An 18,038-nucleotide genomic window follows, 5' to 3' on the forward strand; every position below is an offset into this window, starting at 1 on the left:
GAGTTGATATTAAAAAAATATAAACAAATAGGAGAACTTGCCAGGGTGAAGGGCAGGTTCTCTTTCTTTTACCTGTATTTATGCTGTTTAAAGGAAATTTTTTATCTATAAAAAGGATGTTAAAAAAATATCAAAAACCATTGAAATATAGGAAAAAGTGTGTAAAAATAAAAATGGTGTTCTGCGGTCGGCATATAAAAGAAACTGCAGACACGTCTTTGAATGTGGTGCATGTCATGTAGGGCATCCATTCATCTATAGGTAGTAAGTAATGAAAGTTACTTAAAGATACGAAAGGAGATTTTCACATGATTTACTCAACAGAGGTAAAGAATATGTGCCCTGTAACTCAAGGGGTACACCATGGCGCAGCTCCCATTCCGGAAGAGGCTAAGTGGGTTAAGTCAAAAGAGATTAAGGACATTTCAGGCTATACACATGGTATTGGCTGGTGTGCTCCTCAGCAGGGATGCTGCAAGCTTTCTCTTAATGTTAAGGATGGTATCATCCAGGAAGCTCTTGTAGAGACTATCGGATGTTCAGGAATGACACACTCAGCTGCTATGGCATCTGAGATTCTTCCAGGACTTACAGTTCTTGAAGCTCTTAACACAGACCTTGTTTGTGACGCTATCAACACAGCTATGAGAGAGCTTTTCCTTCAGATCGTTTATGGTAGAACACAGTCTGCATTCTCAGAGGATGGACTTCAGATTGGTGCTGGTCTTGAGGATCTTGGTAAGGGCAACCGTTCAATGGTTGGTACAACTTACGGAACACTTGAGAAGGGACCTCGTTACCTTGAACTTACAGATGGTTACATCACAGACATCGCTCTTGATGAGAACGATGAGATCATCGGATACAAGTATGTTAACTTTGGTAAGATGATGGACTTCATCAAGGCTGGTGATGATGCAAATACAGCTCTTGAGAAGGCTAAGGGACAGTATGGACGTGTTAACGATGCAGTTAGATGCATCGACCCAAGACACGAGTAATAGGTAAGGAGGAAAAAATAATGGCTTTATTTGAATCATATGAAAGAAGAGAGCCCCAGATCCTGGCTTGCCTTAAGGAGTATGGGATTTCTTCAATCGAAGAGTGTAGAGATATTTGTATGAATGCTGGTATCGATGTATACAAGCTGATCGAAGGCATTCAGCCAATTTGTTTTGAAAATGCAAAGTGGGCTTACACAGTAGGTGCTGCTATTGCTATCAAGAAGAACTGCCGCAAGGCTTCTGAGGCTGCTGCAGCAATCGGTATCGGTCTTCAGGCTTTCTGTATTCCTGGATCAGTTGCTGATCGTCGTAAGGTTGGTCTTGGACATGGTAACCTTGGTAAGATGCTTCTTGAAGAGGATACAGAGTGTTTCGCATTCCTTGCTGGTCACGAGTCATTCGCAGCTGCTGAGGGTGCTATCGGTATCGCTGAGAAGGCTAACAAGGTTCGTCAGAAACCTCTCCGCGTTATCCTTAACGGTCTTGGAAAAGACGCAGCTCAGATCATTTCTCGTATCAACGGCTTCACATATGTAGAGACAGAGTATGACTACTACACAGGTGAGGTTAAGGAAGTATTCAGAAAGTGCTACTCTAAGGATGCTAATTCACCTCGTGCAAAGGTTAACTGCTACGGCGCTAACGACGTTCAGGAAGGTGTTGCTATCATGTGGAAGGAGAATGTTGACGTATCTATCACAGGTAACTCAACTAACCCTACAAGATTCCAGCATCCAGTTGCAGGTACTTACAAGAAAGAGCGTGTTGAGGCTGGTAAGAAGTACTTCTCAGTTGCTTCAGGCGGCGGTACAGGACGTACACTTCACCCAGATAACATGGCTGCAGGCCCAGCTTCTTATGGTATGACAGATACTATGGGACGTATGCATTCAGATGCTCAGTTTGCTGGTTCTTCATCAGTTCCTGCTCACGTTGAGATGATGGGTCTTATCGGTGCTGGTAACAACCCTATGGTTGGTATGACTGTTTCAACAGCCGTATCTATCGAAGAGGCTGCTAAGGCTGGTAAGTTCTGATTATCCAATAAATCTGAATAATATATTGAGATTTACGTCAGTGCGTTATTTGCGCACTGGCGTTTTCTTTTTTAACATTTTTTGTTTATAGTCTTTTTAATATTTTAAGCTGCCTTGTTGGATTATAATATAATTGACGTACGGTAATGCGTTCAGGAAGAGACTATGAAAAAGCAATCAAAGGCAAGAAATATTCTGATTCTTTCAGTGCTTACGATAGTTTCTATTGTAATTCTATTGGCACTTGAAAGTGATCTTTTTACAACAAGACCTTCAGGTCATTTTAACCAGCTTGCTTCAGGGTGGTCTGTTAAGTATGGAGATAATGAATATGAGGATGTGATGCTCTCTGACTTTGACTTGACTGATTCCAGAAAGGGCGACATTATTTCTTTTACCAGAAATATCCCATCTACCGGGGTAAAAAACCCCGCTATTATGTTTAAAAGTAGATATTGTGTGGTGGATGTTTATAAAGATGGTCAGCTTATCTACACCTATGGCTGGCCGGAATATAATAGCGGACAGTATGTAGAAAAAAAGTACAATATGGTTTCTCTTGGAGAGTGCAGAACTGAGCATGAACTGACTATTAGTTTCTTGATAACGGAAGACTTTGCCGTAAAGAACTTTTTCCCTGTTCATTTTGGATCAAAAAAAGAATTGATAACATATTTCTTTCAAAATAGCAGGCTTTCTATGTTTGTAGGTGGCTTTTTCTTCATATACGCATTTGTTTTATTATCACTTGGCTTATACCTGTTTTTGTGTGGCAAATTTGATACATCTGTATTTATTAGCGCAATGCTATCGCTTCTTTTGGGAACTTATACCTATACTTATAACGATATTTTGTGCTTTGTAAGTGACAAGGAAAGGCTTTTCTCTGACCTTGAATACATTTCTATGTATCTGATGCCGCTTGCTGTTCTTATCCTTTTACATGTGACACATCCAAATATAGCTAGAAACATACAGAAATTTCTTGCTATAGTTAATATTTCTATTCCTGTTATTTTTTCTATATGCCATTATTTGGGGTTTATCAATTTTACTCATTTTGTGACGCTTTTCCACCTGATACTTGTAATTGAAAATGCCATGGCCCTTCCTGCTCTTATCAAGGGCCTTGCGAAAGAATTTAAAAAGCACAGAGAGTCGGACGTTTTTGTTGGCTTTTCAGCAGATAATTATCTTATTCTGGGTTATATCCTCTTGCTGATATTTATGTTCCTGGAGATAGTAAAATTCAACATTACCAGAAACAATATAGATATAGGAACGAATTTCTACTCCAGGATCCATATGCTGGATCTGGGACTGTTGGGCTTTATGATATGTCTTTTTGTTTACTATTTCTTAAGCAGCATTGAGCATATGAATGCCAGCAGGGTAAAAGAGGAATTGGAAGGACTGGCCTTTACAGATGCACTTACAGGACTAATGAATAGGGCAAAATGCACTCAGTATTCCTATGAAATAAAAAAGCCTTATGCTGTTATCATTCTCGATCTTGACAGATTAAAGAAGATAAATGACACATTTGGTCATCTTGAAGGTGACAAGATGATAAAGGCCTTTGCTGATCTTTTGAAAAACGCATTTATTGATGCGGATCTTATCGGAAGAACTGGTGGCGATGAATTTATGGTTGTTTATGAAAATCCTAAAGAGGGAGTATGTAAAAAGAGCATAGGCTATTTGCAGCTCTTGGTAAATGAGTACAACGATAAAAATGCAGAAAATGAGAAATTTACATTATCTTTTTCGGCAGGGTATGCATATAGTAACGAGATAGAGGAAGATGGATTCAAGTTTGCGTATTATCTGGCTGATAGCAGGATGTACAAAATGAAGGAGACCCATCATGCGTAAGAAGGCCCTTTATTTACTTATAGCTTTTATAGCATTTATTCTGATGCTCGTGGCAGCGCAGGCGGTCTTAAAACCTGAAGGAGTTGACAGAGTAGAGGTTTTACAGAATGGATGGCATGTTCGCTATAACCAAACTGAATATGATAATATAAAGCTTTCTAGCCTTAGAAGGCTTATTGGCAATGGAACATTTCGAGGCGACAAAATTGTTATGACCAAGAAAAATGTGGATTTTACAGCCCTTTCAGATCCTACCCTCATGATAGAAACCAAGTTTAGCGCCTTTGTTGTAAGTATTGACGGGAGGGAAATAGAGCACAAATTTTTGAACCACTTTAAAAGAAATGAGTTTGTGGGCTGCGAGAGAAATTTTGTGAACATGCCTAAAATGCCAGGAAAACATGAAATATCAATAGAACTTCTGGTGGGTGAAAATGGCGCCTACAATTATTTTGATGCTCCAGTATTTGGAGATTATGCAGATCTTTTTATGTATGGCATTTATAACAACATGTTCATATTCACAATTTCAGCTTTTCTTGTAATCTTTGGGTTTATGTTTTTTATAATTGCTCTTGGTTTTGAGAGTAATTTCCCTGAGATCAGGATGCTGATGTTTTCAGCGCTTTTATTCATTGATTTAGGAGTGTGGTTCCTTACTCAGTTTAAACTATTGGATCTTTTTATGGATATTGGAAGGAGACAGACGGAGGTTGAATATATATCGCTCTATCTGATTGTTCCTCTTATGTACATGGTAATGGGTAGTATGAGAAACTATCTAAAGAAAAAGAGATTTTTGATATTTGCCACTATGGGAACCTTGATATCTATTTTTCCTATCATTCTACACTACATTGGAAAGATGCATATTAATCAGCTTCTGTGGATATATCAGATAAATGCACTAATATTGATCATCTTTATGCTCTTTATGCTCTTTGGCGATGAGAAAAAAAGGCGAATATCCCCGTCACAGAGAATACAGCTTGCTGGGCAGGCTATGCTGGGAGCAGCCTTTGTTGTAAATATTTTCTTTTATTATCTTGAAGTGGCGGGAATAATGGAACAGATCATGCTCTCCAAGAAGATAGTTCCCATGGGAGCTCTTTGCATGGTCTTTTCGACACTTGTTAACTACAACATCTATATATCAGCATCTTATGCCAGGAAAAAAGAGTATCAGTCCCTTACTCATTATGCCTATGCAGATGGCCTTACAGATATCCCTAACAGGGCAAGACTTGAAAAATACATAGCTGATATTTCCAAAAAGAATGTTGATTTTTGCATTATCAGCATAGATCTAAATGGACTTAAGACCATAAATGATGTTCAGGGGCATCTTATGGGAGATAAATATATTAGGGAATTTGCTGATATTTTAGAAGAATATGCTGCAAGCAAGGGATTTATTGCAAGGACAGGCGGTGATGAATTTGTTGCCGTTCTTAGCGGAAACAACATTGAGCGGGCTGAAAGAGTAATAGATGATATTAAAGCTGCGCTTGCAAGGCTCAACCAGGAGGACCCGGAGCTTAAACGAAGCGCAGCTTTTGGCTATGCATATAGGCATGAAACTGATGGAAGTAGCTGGAATGATGTATATATTCTTGCTGATGAGAGAATGTACAAAAACAAAGCTTTCATCAAGGGAGAATAATTCGTATTATTTGACAAAGTCAGGATGATTAAAGTAGAAGTCCTCTTTAAATTCCTGCTCATACTCATTGGCAAAGCGCATTGCCTGATGAATATTTCCCTCTGTCATATCTGTATAGTAACCGATTGTAAAGAATACCCAGTTGGGATCATTAGCCCTTTCTTTTAGCTCTTTTACCTTTTCTTCAAAGCTTTTTTCCGTTGAATTAGTTGAGATAATAGCGAACTCTTCACCGTTTGATCTGTAAATGAAATCATTTTTGAAGATTTCTCTTAGTATCTGGCCGGCATCGCTAAGGAGATTATTTCCTGCGTCATGACCTTGCTGGATATTGACTGTTCGCAGAGTGATCAGGTTACAGAAAGCTACGCTAAATGGAGTCTTAGTCATTCTAAGCTCCAGCGCAAGTTCATCTACCTTGGTGTTCATGGCGTTTCTATTCTGCACACCAGTCCTAAGGTCAAGAGAACTAAGAGTTTTAAGTTTGTCTACAAAGATATGATGTGCAACCTCTGATGCCAGGAAAAATGCCACCATTTCGATAGTGTCTTTGAATCTGGCAAGTTGTGAAACATCAAAATTAGTAATGTAGAGATAGCCAATGATCATATTCTGATGCATGAAAGGGGCAAGACAGAGGTTTTTGACATCATTGTCCCTAAGGGTCCTTACCCATGCAGGGGCTTTTGACTCGAAATCTTTCATGTCCTCTTCATTTCTTATTATGACACAATCCGTGCCGGATACCAGGTCTTCCCAGGATTCTACAATTTCATAAGGAATGTTGGCAAATACGTCATGGAGATTTTTTAGATTATTTCTAACGCTTTCACTTACTACCTCAAATCGGTACAAGTCCTTGGATACAGTCATTATTGAAGCGGCAAAAGAATCAGTAAACTCACGGATATCCTTAGTAACAGTATTCATGGTAGTATAGAAGTCTTCATCTTTTCGCAGGTTAATGCAGGTTCTTATTACGAAGCTTGCTATATCTGGAGAAATGATCGAGTATCTGCCTGCTTCCATTTCTTTGCTGAGTTTATAAATGAACTGGCAGTAGCCTATTTTTTTATCACCATTATTGTCTATAGGGATTATGATATCTTCAGTCCAATACCCGTAAAGCCTTGAGGTGTCAACATAGGAATGGTAGTGCTCGTTATTCCAGGCTGCTTTAAAGAGGATATCTTCAAATTTAGGATCCTTGCTGAGTTTGGCATCGTAAGTGAGGCCTTCTACATTTTCACCCGTCATGCTGAATTTGTCATTTGTAGCAACCATACGGATTTCACCACAGGTGCCGTCGGCCTTTTTTTCAACTGACATTATGGCACTTGGCATATTGCAAAGATTAACGATTGATTTAAGGGTTTGATAATCGATACCAGACATTGTAGCCTCCGATGATAAGATTTTTATAACGACATAACGCTCATATCTTTACTATTATATAATACCATATTGTTAACTAAAAAACATTTATTTACGATTTGATTATTATAAAAATGAGAGGCGGACGGGGAATACTGTAAATAATCTTCCGAAAAGCCCTAATTTGAAGTATAATTGAGTATCATATGAAGGAGGTGTGTGTATGGGGAACTATCAGGCTATTTTCTGGCTTATCATGACTGTGGCTCTCGCAGTTATTGAGCTCGCCACGCTTGGACTTATAACAATATGGTTTGCTATTGGTGCTGCTGTGGCCATGCTTGTAGCTCTTCTTGGAGGAAATATCTGGGCTCAGCTTATCAGCTTCATTATAGTTTCCACTGTAATCCTGGTGACTGTCAGACCTATAGCATCCAAGCACTTTAACCGTAATATCAAAAAGACTAATATAGACGCGGTTATTGGTAGGAAACTGATTGCTAAAACTGATATTGACAATATCAAGGGAACAGGTAAAGTAGATATGGATGGTTCAACCTGGCTTGCGGCATCCAGCATTGATGAGGTGACTATTTTTGCTGGAGAAGAGGTCAGAGTGGTACGTGTATCGGGAGCAAAGCTTATTGTTGAAAGGGAGGTTAATACTTTATGATTTTTTTGATTGTTCTTATCGTTCTTATTCTTGTGTTGGTGGCAGCAAATATCAAGATTGTTCCACAGGCACATTCTTATGTAGTTGAGAGACTTGGCGCTTACAAGGAGACATGGGATGTAGGTCTTCATATCAAGGTGCCTTTTATCGACAGAGTTGCAAGACAGGTTGATCTCAAGGAGCAGTACTGCGATTTCCCACCTCAGCCCGTTATCACACAGGATAACGTTACAATGCAGATTGACTCTATCGTATTCTTTAGAATTTCAGATCCTATGGCTTATGCTTATGGTGTAAGAAATCCTATCGGAGCTATTGAGAATCTTACAGCAACAACACTTCGTAATGTTATTGGTTCACTTACACTTGATGAGACTCTTACTTCCAGAGATCAGATCAATGCACAGATGCAGGATGCACTGGATATTGCAACTGACCCATGGGGTATCAAGATCACCAGAGTAGAGCTCAAGAACATCAATCCTCCAGAGCAGATCAGAGATGCCATGGAGAAGCAGATGAAGGCTGAGCGTGAAAAGAGAGAAAAGATCCTTTTTGCAGAAGGTGAGAAGCAGTCACAGATCACTGTTGCAGAAGGTGAGAAGCAGAGTAAGATCCTTCAGGCTGAAGCTGATAAGCAGGCTACAATCCTTAGAGCTGAAGCTGAAAGAGAAAAGAGAATCAGAGAGGCAGAAGGTCAGGCTGAGGCTATTAAGAGCGTTCAGAGGGCTAATGCTGAGGGTATCAAGATGCTTAAGGAGGCAGGAGCTGACGAATCAGTTCTTACTCTTAAGAGCCTTGAAGCATTTGAGAAGGCATCAGATGGACAGGCTACCAAGATCATTGTTCCATCAAATATTCAGGGTATTGCAGGCCTTGCTCAGTCTATCAAGGAAGTTATTAAATAAGAATCTTGATGATCCCTGGAACTAGTAATCATTGTGATCAATAGGGATTAGTGTATGTCAGATTATAAGAATAAAAGATTTAAGACAGGATCTGAGCTTGTCTTATACTTCTTAGAGGGAAGTAAAAAATTCTTTGTCTTTAGTATTATTTTTTCACTTCTTGTTACTTTTTTGGATCTGATAGGACCTAAGATAATACAGTACACTGTCGACTTTTGCATAGCTGATGCAGAGTCTGACAGTGTGCCTGTTTATTTGAAGACTATCATGGATCTTTTAGGTGGCAGGGAGTTTCTTAGAGATCATCTTTATCTAATTGCCCTGGTTGTTGCTATAGTAGGTATTTTGGCTGCTGTTTGCAGATATATGTTCAGACTCATGAATGCTTATGGGTCAGAGACTTTGATCAAGAGAATGAGAGATAAGCTCTTTGACCATATTATGCATCTTCCATATACCTGGCATGGGGCTAATCATACAGGTGACATAATTCAGCGCTGTACATCTGATGTAGATACCATCAGGATGTTTATTTCTGAGCAGATGCTTTCACTTTTCAGGATTTTTATAAGGATTGTAATAGCCATGTATTTCATGATAGGTATCAGCATACCCATGACTATTGTTTCCGCAGCCTTTATTCCTGTTATTGTCTTATATTCGGGCTTTTTCCATAACAGAATCAGGACTGAATTTGAAAGGGCTGATACGGAAGAGGGACGACTATCAGCTACTGCCCAGGAGAACCTTACAGGAGTAAGAGTAGTAAGGGCTTTTGGAAGAGAAAAGTACGAGAAGGACAGATTTGTTAAGCAAAACGCAGAGTATACCCAAATGTGGATCAATCTTATGCGCACACTTGCAGCCTTCTGGTCTTCTAATGACCTTATATCCGGACTTCAGGTTATGCTCATAACAGTGCTTGGAGCCGTTTTCTGTGTGCAGGAGTCTATTACAGTTGGTGAGTATATAGCCTTTGTTGCCTATAATTCAATGCTGGTATGGCCGGTTCGTGCTCTTGGAAGAATCATCTCTGAAATGAGTAAGGCGGGAGTATCAATAGACCGTATTGCCTACATTATGAATTCAGAGATAGAAAAGGACAAGGATGGAGCTACTGAGCCATCACTTAATGCTGATATAACTTTTGATCATGTTTCCTATGCCTATGAAAATGGCGGCGGAGATGTGCTTAAGGATGTAAGTTTTACTATTAAGGCGGGCTCAACCTTTGGAATCCTTGGAGGAACAGGCTCTGGTAAGTCCACGCTTATGTATCTTATGGACAGATTATATGATCTTAAAAAAGACTGCGGAAGAATTCTTGTGGGAGATACTGATATATCTGATATAAAGGCCTCTCACCTTCGCAAAAATATTGGTTTTGTACTTCAGGAGCCATTTCTTTTTAGCAGAACTCTTTCGGAGAATATTGGCATTACCCAGAATGAACTTGATATGAAGGATGTCAGAAGAGCAGCCAGGATTGCAGCTTTGGATGAGACTATTTCAGATTTTGCCAAGGGATACGATACCTACGTTGGTGAGAGGGGCGTTACCTTATCCGGCGGTCAGAAGCAGAGAACTGCTATAGCCCAGATGCTTGTTTCAAGACCTCCTGTAATGGTGTTTGATGATTCACTTTCTGCAGTTGATACTCAGACAGATGCAAGGATCAGACAGGCTCTTTCTGAAAATACTTCAGATTCTACTGTGGTGCTTATATCACATAGGATAATGACACTGATGCATGCCGATAACATTATTGTCCTTGACCACGGACGCATTGCTGAACAGGGAACTCACAAACAACTCCTTGAAAAAGGCGGCATTTACAAAAAGATTTATGATATACAGATGCAGGGAACATGAACGAGAATAAAAATGTAAAACTTCCATTTTTTGGAATTCCAAGACTAATTCCATACATAAAACAGTACGCTCCTAAGATTATCTTTATGATAATTCTTGGAGTATTAAGTTCGCTCATAGATTCAGTTTTTCCAATATTTAACAGATATGCTCTTGATAACTTCGTTGGGAAAAAGACCTTAGAGGGGCTTACTTTATTTGTGATCCTTTATGTTGTTGTCTTAGTCATTCAGGTTATAGATAATTTCATATGCTGTTATATGTGCGGACAGGTTGAACTGTCTGTGGACAGGGATCTTCGAAATGCGGCCTTTAGCCACCTTCAGACATTATCCTTTGCTTATTTTAACCAGAATAATGTTGGTTATATCCATGCAAGAGTCATGAGTGATACTGGCAAGATTGGCGTGATGGTATCCTGGAGAATGATGGATATTGTGTGGCAGGGAGCCTATATAATATTTGTTCTTGTGATGATGCTGGCTCTTAATGTAAAACTTGCGCTTTACGTAATGATACTTGTTCCGATAGCTGTAGTACTTGTAATGTACTTCCAGGCAAAACTCGTTGTATTAAACCGCAAGATAAGAGAGATAAATTCTACTATAACCAGTAATTTTAATGAGGGAATAACTGGAGCAAGAGCTATAAAGACTCTTGTTGTAGAGGACAAGATCCAAAGGGACTTTGAAGAGGATACTACTAAGATGCGTTCCACTTCAATTCATGCAACTCATTATTCAGCTTTCTTTACATCAGCTATTACTATGATGAGCTCAATAGCTCTTTCACTGGTTCTCTGGAGGGGGGGTATCATAACTCTTGAGGGCGTTACTCAGATTGGAACTTTATCAGTATTTTTGTCTTATGCTCTGGGACTTATGGAGCCTGTTCAGAATGTAATTGTAACTTTATCTGAGCTTATAGCTGTTCAGGTAAATGTTGAGAGACTTACAAGGCTTCTTGAGACAGAGTCTGATGTTGCAGACAGAAAAGAAGTCATTGAGAAATACGGCGATACTTTTAATCCCAGGAAGGAAAACTGGGAAGAACTTATAGGCGATGTGGAATTTAAGGATGTTACATTTAAGTATCCTGATGGTGATGAGTACGTTCTAACGCACTTTAATCTCAAAGTTCCCCAGGGAACAAATGTGGCTATAGTGGGAGAGACAGGTGCAGGTAAATCAACACTGGTAAATCTTGTGTGCAGATTCTTTAAGCCTACATCAGGCCAGATACTTATTGATGGCCGGGATGCAGCGGACAGGTCACAGCTATGGCTTCATTCAAACATTGGCTATGTTCTTCAGACGCCTCATCTTTTCTCGGGTACTGTAAGGGATAATCTCAAATACGGCAATCCTGACGCCACTGAGGAGGAAATCTGGGAGGCTTTAAGGCTAGTCTCGGCAGATGGCATTGTAAAAAGGATGGACAAAGGACTTGACAGTGATGTGGGAGAGGATGGAGGAATGCTCTCAACTGGCGAGAAGCAGCTTTTATCTTTTGCCAGAGCTCTTTTAGCAGATCCCAGGATACTTGTTCTTGATGAGGCTACAGCATCCATTGATACAGTAACTGAGAAGGCTATTCAGGATGCTATAGAGATCGTGACTAAGGGCAGAACTTCTTTTGTTATAGCCCACAGGCTATCTACCATTGTTGATGCTGACATTATACTTGTTGTCAATGATGGCAAGATAATTGAGCGGGGAACTCACAAGGAACTTATGGCCATGCACGGTTATTACTACGATCTATTTACTAAACAATTTGATGAAGCAAGTACTGATGCTGTATTTGAGTAAGTTTTTGTTTCATCATCGGAGATTTTATGGATATAGCAGTATTTAGCGACATACATGGGAATTATAGTGCTTTGCAGGCATGCATAGATCATGCAATGGGTAAGGGAATCACGAATTTCCTTCTCCTGGGTGACTATGTCACAGATTGCCCAAATCCTCAAAAGACCATGGAGCTTATCTATGTTCTTAAACAATACTTTAATACCTACATTATCAGGGGAAACAGAGAAGAATACCTTTTAAACTACAGAAGAAATGGTGAGGGCAATTGGAGAAAGGGCTCGGCTTCAGGAGCTCTTTTGTACACCTACGAAAATCTCACTGACAAGGATTTTAACTTTTTTGAATCATTGCCCAATTATGGAACCTTTGAGATGAAGGGCTTTCCTTCTTTTGAATATTGTCACGGGTCTCCAACAGAGACGGCAGAGCTTCTCTATAAGGAAAAGAGAAATACCAAAAAGGTATTGTCTCACCTAAAGACGGGATATCTTTTGCATGGTCATACCCATGTGCAGGAAACCTATATATATAGGGGGAAAAAGGCAATTAATCCTGGCTCTGTGGGAATTCCATGGTACCATGATGGGAAGACTCAGTTCTGCATACTTCACGGCAATGGTAAGACCTGGGAAGAAGAGCTTATCCAGCTTGATTACAATAGAAAGGAAATAATAAGGGCCTTTAAAAATTCTGAGATATGTCAGTACGCACCTGCCTGGGCTGCAGTTTCAATGCATACTATAAGGACGGGAATTGATCTTAATCAGACAGTTCTTTTACGGGCCATGAGGCTGTGTGAGCAGGAGAGAGGTACTGTGAAATGGCCGAATATTCCTGAGAAATACTGGGCTATTGCCCTAAAAGAAAATTATATAGACTTACATGGTAAGGAGATTCCCCATAGTGAGGATTAAGCTATGGGGATGTTGATTGTTATGACATCTAAAGCGAGTGATAAAAAAGTTAAAAAACTTGTGTGTGGCGTGATCATGGTATTTTTGATCACTTGTTTTCTTGAGATATTTGTTTTTAATTTCTCAAGTTTTCGAACAATGAATTCATCTGCAATGCCGATTGCTGATAATTTCTCTGTAAACGGGGGAGAGAGCGTAGCTACTGAAGCCTATACAGTAAATGGCCCTGTAAGGAATGTGTATGCCAATATTGCTGTTGAGAACGGAGATGAGGCATATGTCAGCGTGTGGATGACAGATGCAGGCAACAAATATGAGTATGGTACACCTGAATTTGTTGTCTGTAATGGATCCTCTAGAAGCAGATTTTCTAACGTATATCCCTTTGGAGATGTGAATAATATATATGTTATTGTACGAGCCGCAGATGGAACAGTTGCTCATGTAAAAGATATTACTATCAACCGCAGAGTCCCCTTTGATATTAAGCCTTTAAGGGCTCTTGCGATATTTTTTGTGCTGACCCTTGGGTATCTGATATTTACTGATTCATTTATTCATGATGTTTATTTTGAGCATGGAAACAAGAGACAGATTGCGGTAACTTTGGTGGCTATGTTTTTGATCATGGCACTTGGAAGGTTCCTTAATACTGCAGATACAGCCCTTGTGCAGAATCCATACTGGCCTCATCACAAGCAGTATCAGGAGCTGGCCCATAGTCTTAAGGAGGGTAGTGTAATACTCACAGAAAAAGAAGTTGATGAAAGGCTTCTTGAAGTGGAGAATCCTTACGACACTATTACTCTTCAGGCAGAAGGCATTCCCTATGCCATGGATTATGCCTACTATGAGGGGCATTATTATGCTTATTTTGGCATTGTACCTGAGCTTTTATTGTATTATCCTTACTATCTTTTGACAGGGCGAGACCTTCCAAATTATATAGCTATTTATGCCTTCTTTCTTGTGTTTGTGGCAGGTGCATTTTTGCTTGTAACGGGGCTTGTCAGAAAATACAGTAAAAGGATGCCATATCTTTTATACCTTCTTTTGTGCGTAGCGGTTTCTCTTACTGCCAATTTTGTTTTTTTGGTGGCAAGACCTGATATCTATGATGTGCCCATAATTGGTGGTATAGGCTTTTCTTTTGCGGGAATAGGCTTGTGGCTTGAAGCATTAAATACAAATAGACTGTGGCTTAAGAGATTGGCAATTACACTTGGAAGCTTATTTGTTGCGTTAGTTGCGGGATGCAGGCCGCAGCTGGTCTTATTGTCAGGAGTTGCAGTGATACTGTTTTTGCTTGATGAGGGCCTTGGCAAAAGAAAACTCTTTACCAGAAAAAGTGTGATTGAAACAGTACTGTTTTTCCTTCCTATAATCGCGGTTGCTATTCCAGTATGCTGGTATAATGCTGCCAGATTTGGAAATATCCTGGACTTTGGAGCCACGTATTCGCTGACTTCAAACGATATGAATAACAGAGGCTTTAATTTTGACAGACTCTTTAGAAGTCTTTACTATTTCCTGTTCCAGCCACCTGTTGTAAATGCGGATTATCCATTTATTCATTCTGCTGATCTGTCAGGTGATTACATGGGAAGACTTTTGTATGAGTATAACTATGGCGGAATCTTTGTGGCCAATGCTTTTATGTTCTCGATTTGGGTGGCCCTTATAAAAAGATGTAGGGATATACAAGGCTCTTTAAAGGGACTTGTAGTATATCTTATGATTGTGGGGCTTATAATTGCTGGCTTTGATGCTAATGGTGCCGGAATTATCTATAGATATACCTGCGATTTTGCTCCGGCTTTTGTCCTAGCAGCAGTTCTTTTATGGATTGTATTTCTGGACAGGTCAAGGGGCCTTATAGACTATACTTTTGCCAGCAGATTCTTTTATGTTTGCGTTGTTCTGACTCTTGTTTATAGCTTTTTGACCTTTGTTGGATCAGGAAGCACAGTGTGCCTTGAAAATGATAATAAGGTTTTGTTTAATGTTATAGGAGATTATTTCAGGTTCTAAGCTGTAGCAGATCATACAGAAATTAAAGGGCTGAATTTAGTCAATGGATGATATTTTGGAAGACTAATCGTCTTTATTGTGGAAGGAGACAGGAAAAGTTTTGATAGAGAATAAGACTTCGAAACTATTTAGAGGTATAGCAATCCTGATGGTCATTGCATCGCACTACGCGGGATGGATGTATACAGAATCTTTTAATGAATCCCTAAGAGTGTGGATTTCAACCTGGGGAGTATACGGCGTTGACATTTTCTTTCTGCTCTCAGGCTATGGACTTGTTAAGTCAAACCAAAAGAGTGGTATTGATAAGGGATTTGTTATAAAGCGCGTTATGAACAGCTACGTGCCATATATTTTGATAGCTGGATTTTTAGCTGTTTTGGACAAACACATAGATAGTGCGGGAGCCTTTATAAAGCTCCTTATCGGTTATGACTACTGGTTTATGTGTGTCCTCTTTGCTTTTTATATTATGTTCATGTTGTTCTACAGATTTGGAGGCAGGGCAAAAGAAATCCTTTTAACCCTCGGCATTATTGGCTTTTCTTACTGGTTGTATATAAAGCCGGAGTTTCAGGATTTTTGGTTTTTATCAAATGGGGCATTTCTTCTTGGAGTGTATGGAGCTACACTGGAAGATAAGTTTGGAGACAAACTAAAAAGTGTTATAATAAAGTCGAATTTAGCGTTCATTTCTTTTGCTGTAATGGTTATATGTGCTTTTTGGCATGTGTTTGGAGGAGCCCTGGCAGCTCATCTGTGCGCAAGCATAATGTTTACGCTTATGACGATGGGGCTTTGCGTGCAGTTTAAGGGAGAGGGCTTTGTACTACCTACTCTTGGAACTTATTCACTGTATGTTTACCTTGTGCACACAAGGCTTTTCTGGAAGTTTGTAGCTTACAAGGAGAGCTGGTCTTATTTTAAGGGGGCTGTGATAGCTGGACTATTAACGCTTGTTTTTGCTGTGGTACTTGGCTTTTTAATAGAGTTTTGCCTGGGGAAGGTAACTAAACTTCTTATTGGGAAGAAAAAATAGTTTTGAGTTGCCTATTTAAGTAGAAATAGGATCAAAGAATCGAAGTGATAGAAATGAAAGAGAAAAGAATTGGAATTATGAATTTGAAGTTTTGTAAATTGGTAACTGTTATGGCGCTATGCGCCACTCTGGTAATGACAGGCTGTGGAAGTTCAAGGCCTTTATCTGATGCTAGCGTTAGTTCAAGTGAGTCTTCTGTTGAGGCTTCTACGGATGGGACATCTGAAGGCAAGCTGGATTCTTCTGGAGAGGCAAGTAATGATAAATCAGATGAAAATGCGGATGGCAAAAAGGAAAGTCAGAAAAGTGATGCTAAAGATAGAAATGCAGGCAAGAATGATGACCAGAGTAGCAACCAGAGCAGTGACCAGGCCTCTTCTGGTACAAGCTCAGTTTCTGATGATGAAGAAAATGCTGAAACCTCTGATGAGGGAATTGTAATTGATAAAAATGTTGATAAGACTAAAATCACATTTTTTGATGAGCCTGTGACAATGTATTCACAGAGGGCTCTTAATGTCAGATCAGGCCCATCAACAGAATATGATATTTATGGCTATCTTGAATATAATACAGAGGTTCAGGTACTGGGCCAGTATGATAAAAATGGCTGGTATCTTATAGAATTCTTTGGAGGGGAAGCCTTTGCCAGCAATAGATTTATTGCAGAGACTCAGGTTGATCTTGCTGCATTAAAGGCGCAGCAGGAAGCAGAGGCCCTTGCTGCTATTGAAGCCCAGAAAGCTGCACAGCAGGCAAATAATCAGCAAGCAGCTCAGACTCAGGCACAGCCAGCTCAGGCTACAGCACCTGCTTCTCCAGCTCCAGTTGCTGCTCCTGCAGGAGTTCTTTTTATTGGTGATTCCAGATGTGTTCAGATGAAGGCTGCTGTAGATGGGGGAGGATGCTCCTGGATATGTGAGAACGCCAAGGGCTATGTATGGCTCAATGACACAGCAATTGCCCGTGCGGATGCAATTGTGGGAAAGGGCACAAAGGTAGTTATCTGCCTTGGAGTCAATGATACTGGCAATATAGATAACTACGCTAATCTTGTTAATGCCTATGCTGCTGTGTGGGCCCAGAGAGGCGCCAAGACATATTTTTGCTCAGTAAATCCTGTATGGGAGAACCCTTATAGAACAGAAGAGCAGGTTAAGGCCTTTAATAGCGCAATGCCAGGTAAGCTTGCTGGCATTACCTGGCTGGATACTCATTCCTGGCTTGAGACCAATGGCTACAGACTTGTAGATGGTCTTCACTATGATGGAAATACTTATATTAACTTGTTTAACTACATAATAGGTCAGATATGATCATTAATTAACCTAGATTGTTGTATCTATTCCAAGGGTGGTGTCAGCATTTTGAGTCTTGGTGCCATCTTTGTCATAGGTTGCAGTTTCATCCTGCTTCTTTAACTTCTGCAAAAGCTCAGATTGGTAAACACTTCCGGAGCTCTTTACACTGCTAAGGTGGCTATCAAGAAAATTGGTCTTTGATGAGGAACTGGATTTCTTGGAGGAACTCGTTGCTGATGAAGAGCTTGTGTTTGCAGCATTGTCTACAGCAGTAGTAGTAGAACCAGTCTCTCTATAGGCGCTTAGAGCCGCCTTGTTTCCAACTTTTTTTACATATGATTTCATAAGGGAACCATAAGAGCCATTCTTGATGCTTGCATAGTCACCAATAAGACCACTCATGCTGGACATATAATCGAATTTACCAGATAAACTTGAAAAGAAATTTGTGCTCATTGACTCACCTCCTTGAGAGCTATTGGAGCTTTTAAAAACTGTTTCAGAAAATCCTTTTCTGAAAAATGCGTACACTT

The 18,038-nt window shown here is 39.8% G+C and carries 14 protein-coding genes; 12 read left to right on the forward strand and 2 right to left on the reverse strand.

Annotation, left to right across the window (positions count from 1 at the left end; all coding sequences use genetic code 11):
* The first annotated feature begins 308 nt into the window (after positions 1–308).
* From BLO53_RS14730 to BLO53_RS14745, 4 genes are all read left to right on the forward strand, one after another.
* Positions 309–1,001, forward strand: a complete 693-nt coding sequence (locus tag BLO53_RS14730; protein ID WP_022765395.1) for an iron-sulfur cluster assembly scaffold protein — start codon at positions 309–311, stop codon at positions 999–1,001.
* Between the two features lie 20 nt (positions 1,002–1,021).
* Positions 1,022–2,041: a GGGtGRT protein gene (locus BLO53_RS14735; protein WP_026488485.1), complete on the forward strand. Its 1,020-nt coding sequence runs from the start codon at positions 1,022–1,024 to the stop codon at positions 2,039–2,041.
* A 165-nt stretch (positions 2,042–2,206) separates the two neighbouring features.
* Complete coding sequence (locus BLO53_RS14740; protein WP_092063158.1) at positions 2,207–3,916, forward strand: diguanylate cyclase domain-containing protein; 1,710 nt, start codon at positions 2,207–2,209, stop codon at positions 3,914–3,916.
* A complete protein-coding gene (locus BLO53_RS14745; protein ID WP_092063161.1) occupies positions 3,909–5,579 on the forward strand; it encodes a GGDEF domain-containing protein in 1,671 nt (556 codons plus the stop codon). Before BLO53_RS14740 ends, BLO53_RS14745 begins: the two co-directional genes overlap by 8 nt.
* Before the next feature lie 6 nt (positions 5,580–5,585).
* Here BLO53_RS14745 and BLO53_RS14750 read toward each other — a convergent pair whose 3' ends face one another.
* The gene (locus tag BLO53_RS14750; RefSeq protein WP_092063163.1) at positions 5,586–6,974 is read right to left on the reverse strand and encodes a GGDEF domain-containing protein; all 1,389 of its coding nucleotides are present in this window, start codon (positions 6,972–6,974) and stop codon (positions 5,586–5,588) included.
* A gap of 202 nt (positions 6,975–7,176) precedes the next feature.
* On the opposite strand from BLO53_RS14750, the gene BLO53_RS14755 reads away from it, so the two are divergent.
* From BLO53_RS14755 to BLO53_RS14790, 8 genes are all read left to right on the forward strand, one after another.
* Entirely contained in the window at positions 7,177–7,626 is a 450-nt protein-coding gene (locus tag BLO53_RS14755; protein ID WP_092063166.1) for an NfeD family protein, read from the forward strand.
* On the forward strand, positions 7,623–8,534 hold the full coding sequence (locus tag BLO53_RS14760) for an SPFH domain-containing protein (protein ID WP_092063169.1): 912 nt from the start codon (positions 7,623–7,625) through the stop codon (positions 8,532–8,534). The genes BLO53_RS14755 and BLO53_RS14760 overlap by 4 nt, the downstream gene beginning before the upstream one ends.
* Before the next feature lie 54 nt (positions 8,535–8,588).
* Complete coding sequence (locus tag BLO53_RS14765) at positions 8,589–10,406, forward strand: ABC transporter ATP-binding protein (RefSeq protein WP_092063173.1); 1,818 nt, start codon at positions 8,589–8,591, stop codon at positions 10,404–10,406.
* On the forward strand, positions 10,403–12,217 hold the full coding sequence (locus tag BLO53_RS14770; protein ID WP_092063177.1) for an ABC transporter ATP-binding protein: 1,815 nt from the start codon (positions 10,403–10,405) through the stop codon (positions 12,215–12,217). The genes BLO53_RS14765 and BLO53_RS14770 overlap by 4 nt, the downstream gene beginning before the upstream one ends.
* Positions 12,218–12,243: 26 nt before the next feature.
* Positions 12,244–13,134: a metallophosphoesterase family protein gene (locus tag BLO53_RS14775; RefSeq protein ID WP_092063180.1), complete on the forward strand. Its 891-nt coding sequence runs from the start codon at positions 12,244–12,246 to the stop codon at positions 13,132–13,134.
* Between the two features lie 21 nt (positions 13,135–13,155).
* Entirely contained in the window at positions 13,156–15,165 is a 2,010-nt protein-coding gene (locus BLO53_RS14780) for a hypothetical protein (RefSeq protein ID WP_143003254.1), read from the forward strand.
* A gap of 100 nt (positions 15,166–15,265) precedes the next feature.
* Positions 15,266–16,204 (forward strand): acyltransferase family protein, encoded by a 939-nt coding sequence (locus tag BLO53_RS14785; RefSeq protein WP_143003255.1) that lies wholly within the window; start codon positions 15,266–15,268, stop codon positions 16,202–16,204.
* Between the two features lie 53 nt (positions 16,205–16,257).
* On the forward strand, positions 16,258–17,520 hold the full coding sequence (locus tag BLO53_RS14790; protein ID WP_092063189.1) for an SH3 domain-containing protein: 1,263 nt from the start codon (positions 16,258–16,260) through the stop codon (positions 17,518–17,520).
* Positions 17,521–17,532: 12 nt separating this feature from the next.
* Here BLO53_RS14790 and BLO53_RS14795 read toward each other — a convergent pair whose 3' ends face one another.
* A complete protein-coding gene (locus BLO53_RS14795) occupies positions 17,533–17,961 on the reverse strand; it encodes a hypothetical protein (protein ID WP_092063192.1) in 429 nt (142 codons plus the stop codon).
* Positions 17,962–18,038 lie beyond the last annotated feature (77 nt).

The sequence above is a fragment of the Butyrivibrio sp. INlla14 genome, assembly GCF_900102515.1.
GTDB lineage: Bacteria > Bacillota > Clostridia > Lachnospirales > Lachnospiraceae > Butyrivibrio.

What these genes read in the sequence shown, in the direction of transcription:
- BLO53_RS14775 (WP_092063180.1), top strand. Translation starts at nt 12,244, where the DNA reads ATGGATATAGCAGTATTTAGCGACATACATGGGAATTATAGTGCTTTG.
- BLO53_RS14790 (WP_092063189.1), top strand. Translation starts at nt 16,258, where the DNA reads ATGAAAGAGAAAAGAATTGGAATTATGAATTTGAAGTTTTGTAAATTG.
- BLO53_RS14795 (WP_092063192.1), bottom strand. Translation starts at nt 17,961, where the DNA reads ATGAGCACAAATTTCTTTTCAAGTTTATCTGGTAAATTCGATTATATG.
- BLO53_RS14780 (WP_143003254.1), top strand. Translation starts at nt 13,156, where the DNA reads ATGACATCTAAAGCGAGTGATAAAAAAGTTAAAAAACTTGTGTGTGGC.
- BLO53_RS14730 (WP_022765395.1), top strand. Translation starts at nt 309, where the DNA reads ATGATTTACTCAACAGAGGTAAAGAATATGTGCCCTGTAACTCAAGGG.
- BLO53_RS14750 (WP_092063163.1), bottom strand. Translation starts at nt 6,974, where the DNA reads ATGTCTGGTATCGATTATCAAACCCTTAAATCAATCGTTAATCTTTGC.
- BLO53_RS14770 (WP_092063177.1), top strand. Translation starts at nt 10,403, where the DNA reads ATGAACGAGAATAAAAATGTAAAACTTCCATTTTTTGGAATTCCAAGA.
- BLO53_RS14740 (WP_092063158.1), top strand. Translation starts at nt 2,207, where the DNA reads ATGAAAAAGCAATCAAAGGCAAGAAATATTCTGATTCTTTCAGTGCTT.
- BLO53_RS14760 (WP_092063169.1), top strand. Translation starts at nt 7,623, where the DNA reads ATGATTTTTTTGATTGTTCTTATCGTTCTTATTCTTGTGTTGGTGGCA.
- BLO53_RS14755 (WP_092063166.1), top strand. Translation starts at nt 7,177, where the DNA reads ATGGGGAACTATCAGGCTATTTTCTGGCTTATCATGACTGTGGCTCTC.
- BLO53_RS14735 (WP_026488485.1), top strand. Translation starts at nt 1,022, where the DNA reads ATGGCTTTATTTGAATCATATGAAAGAAGAGAGCCCCAGATCCTGGCT.
- BLO53_RS14745 (WP_092063161.1), top strand. Translation starts at nt 3,909, where the DNA reads ATGCGTAAGAAGGCCCTTTATTTACTTATAGCTTTTATAGCATTTATT.
- BLO53_RS14765 (WP_092063173.1), top strand. Translation starts at nt 8,589, where the DNA reads ATGTCAGATTATAAGAATAAAAGATTTAAGACAGGATCTGAGCTTGTC.